This is a genomic window from Pseudomonas sp. yb_5, from assembly GCF_043103865.1.
In the GTDB taxonomy this organism is placed as follows: Bacteria; Pseudomonadota; Gammaproteobacteria; order Pseudomonadales; family Pseudomonadaceae; genus Aquipseudomonas; species Aquipseudomonas putida_Y.
On sequence record NZ_JBICKE010000072.1, the window covers coordinates 1 to 2,751 of the forward strand.

Sequence of the window (2,751 nt, forward strand, 5' to 3'; positions counted from 1 at the left end):
GAATACACCATGGGGTTCGCTTCATCTGTTTTCGGGGTGATTGGTGCAGCGGCGGCAACGTTGGTCAGCGTGCGGGCGACGCAAAAGGCCGTCATGCTGAGATTAAGTGCCACAGCGCCGGGCATGGCCTTTGGTAACGGTCTAATCAAGCTCCTAGGAAGCAATTTGTTCGCAAGGTTGTCCGGCTACCCGGCTATTTTCCTAGGATTCGCCTCTGACTATAAAAAATCCCAAAGGCAGAAGATGCACGGTAATACTGCCGCTTCTGATTTAACTTTCTATGGCGGGGGCGCGGCCGCAATAGGCTCCGTCTTGGTATTAGAAGGTGGATTAGCTATTGCAGGTGCCACAACATTTATCCCTTTTGCAGGGTGGGCTGCAGCTGCAGTGGTCCTATTAGGTGCTGCGATCATAGCTGGAGGCATCTACCTCCATGCGAAAGCCACCGAACACCTTCACAACCCTATAGAGCTATGGGCCAGTCGAAGTATATTTGGGAACCGTCTCAATGACGGCGAAAGCCGACCAGACATAACTTTAGATACCGACAAGAAACTTCCAACCTTCTTCAACATTAAAGACGAAATAAACGCTTGGCATCAGGTATTTTACTCACCCTCGCTGCTTTCAAAAAAAGAGACAAAACTGTTTGACCTAGGGCATCTGGACAGCAAATGGACTGACTTAAACACATGGACTACTCCGAACTGGACTGCCATCACACACAATCAAGTTTCTAGCATTCCCCCCACTGCTGAATTTACAGTCCTCCTACGAGGATTTCTATTGGGCCAGAGCGAATGGCAAGCCAGCCTGAGTAGCCAACTCGAGAACAATGGCATATCTGTATTCCCAACCACACCAGACTGCTATGAAATTAGGGGCGGACTAATACTCCACTTCAAGAATCAAATTCGAAACCACCGCCACATTAAACTGAGCATCAAATATCTGCCAAATCTAGGCTTAGATGAACAAGCAAGCTCCTCTCAGACTTTCAAACTTGGGGAACGATAATGGCCATTTCATGGACTTTCACACCCTCCGCACGCTCTCAGTTCACTCCACATATCTCAAGCCAACTATCAACCATAAATAAACATCACTTATCCCTCGTGAACCCATGGGTATCCGACTCCGTATTCATGGGGAAACTATATACCGCCATGACATTAGGGTTAGCAGCCTACATCTACCCGGATATCATGAATGCGGACTTTAGAAAGTCGGTGCTAGCGGACCTTCACTCATTCGCACAATACATTGTTGCACCACTAATATTTACACCATTCATCGCCTACAGGATTTTCTTCATAAAAAACCTGTCAAACATTTACCTCAATCGCGCAACTGGAAAAATCCTATATCAACGTAACAAAAAACTTATCTCATTCGATTGGACCAATACCAAGGGAGGGGTATTTAAGCGCACAGAGTTCGGTGGTTCATCCTTCAGCACTAGCTATGCACTTGCCTTTGCCCCGCCTAGGAAGGACGGTAGCCTTCACAAAAAAGACTGCCTCTGGGTCGACAGCAACGAACCCACCGAACCCGGCGTCAAGCATGTCGCCGAGGTATGGGAATACCTCCGCCACTTCATGGACCACGGTCCGGACAAACTCCCTCCGCCCGGTGAACCCAACTGGTGGCACAAGCCACTCCACGCCATCTGCCTGACCCCGGCAGAAGCCTGGCGCCACTACGCCCCCTGGCGAACCGGTGAGCCCGGTGAAATGCAGGGCAAAAAGAACTGGCAATTGCCGTTCTGGGCCGTGCTGTTTCCCTACAACCTCTCCGTCGCCCTCTGCTGGTATGGCATCTGCCGCCTGTTCAACGTCCGAGCAGCGCCACCGCCACCCGAAGCATTTGAGGAGGCACCAGCGCATTCAACCCAAAGGAAGCGTACATGAGCGACGCCTCCGTCAGCCGTGCTACCTCCGGGCCTGCCTGCAGCGCACGCATACCCATCCTGCCAGTGCGCTACGCCATCGTGCCCCGCACCGCCGACGCTCCCGCCTGCCGCTATGCCGATGCAGGCTTCAACCTGGAACAAGGCTTCCCCACGCTGCAGCACTCGGCCTATACCCTCCGCGCCTTGCGTCCAGGTTATGTCTACGTGTTCATGAAAGGCCCTCAGGGCGAAAAGCTGGTCATTCATGAGCACGTCGGCGTGGGCCTCTACAAGGAGCTGCGCTACCAAGGGCTGGAGGACTACCACCAGCGTGGCCGCTACCTGTCCGGCCAGAGCACGGGCTGGGTGTGGGCCGACACCTGTCAGGACACGGCCAAGGAAGTGTGGATCGGTTACAGCCCGCACCTGTGGACCAACGCCATCACCGCCCGTATCACCGGTTCGCCAGCCCTGCGCAAACGGCACATGCGCCAGCTGGACATGGCCGAGCTGGTGAGCGGCAGCCAGACCCCGTCCACCCAGCCCCATGTGTTGCCAGTGAGTGCCCTGCAAACCTGGGTCGAAGACTTCAAGCCAACCGAGCGGCGCATGCCGCTGACCTGGAGCAGCGACCCGGTCACCGAAACATTGCCCATCGGCAACCTCAATGCCATCGCCCGCCACTACCCCTGGACCCAGCCGAAAGTGCCGGTGGTAGTGGCGCTCGCCGATGCCGAAGGCATGGCCCTGGACCTGAGCCTGTCGGTCTCGGCCTACCAGCATCAACTGCGTGACCTGATGCCGGCCGAGCAACTGGAACACACAAGACCCGCCCAGCCTCCCGAGCAGGAGCGCGTGCC

3 protein-coding genes are annotated in these 2,751 nt (G+C 55.0%); all 3 read left to right on the forward strand.

What is annotated here, in order from left to right; translation table 11 throughout:
• A partial coding sequence (locus tag ACF8GF_RS11380) for a hypothetical protein (protein ID WP_392488088.1) occupies positions 1-1,017 on the forward strand: 1,017 nt, incomplete at its 5' end.
• The gene (locus tag ACF8GF_RS11385; RefSeq protein WP_392488089.1) at positions 1,017-1,910 is read left to right on the forward strand and encodes a hypothetical protein; all 894 of its coding nucleotides are present in this window, start codon (positions 1,017-1,019) and stop codon (positions 1,908-1,910) included. The genes ACF8GF_RS11380 and ACF8GF_RS11385, both read left to right, overlap by 1 nt.
• On the forward strand, positions 1,907-2,751 hold an 845-nt coding region (locus tag ACF8GF_RS11390; RefSeq protein WP_392519743.1), incomplete at its 3' end, for a T6SS effector BTH_I2691 family protein. The genes ACF8GF_RS11385 and ACF8GF_RS11390, both read left to right, overlap by 4 nt.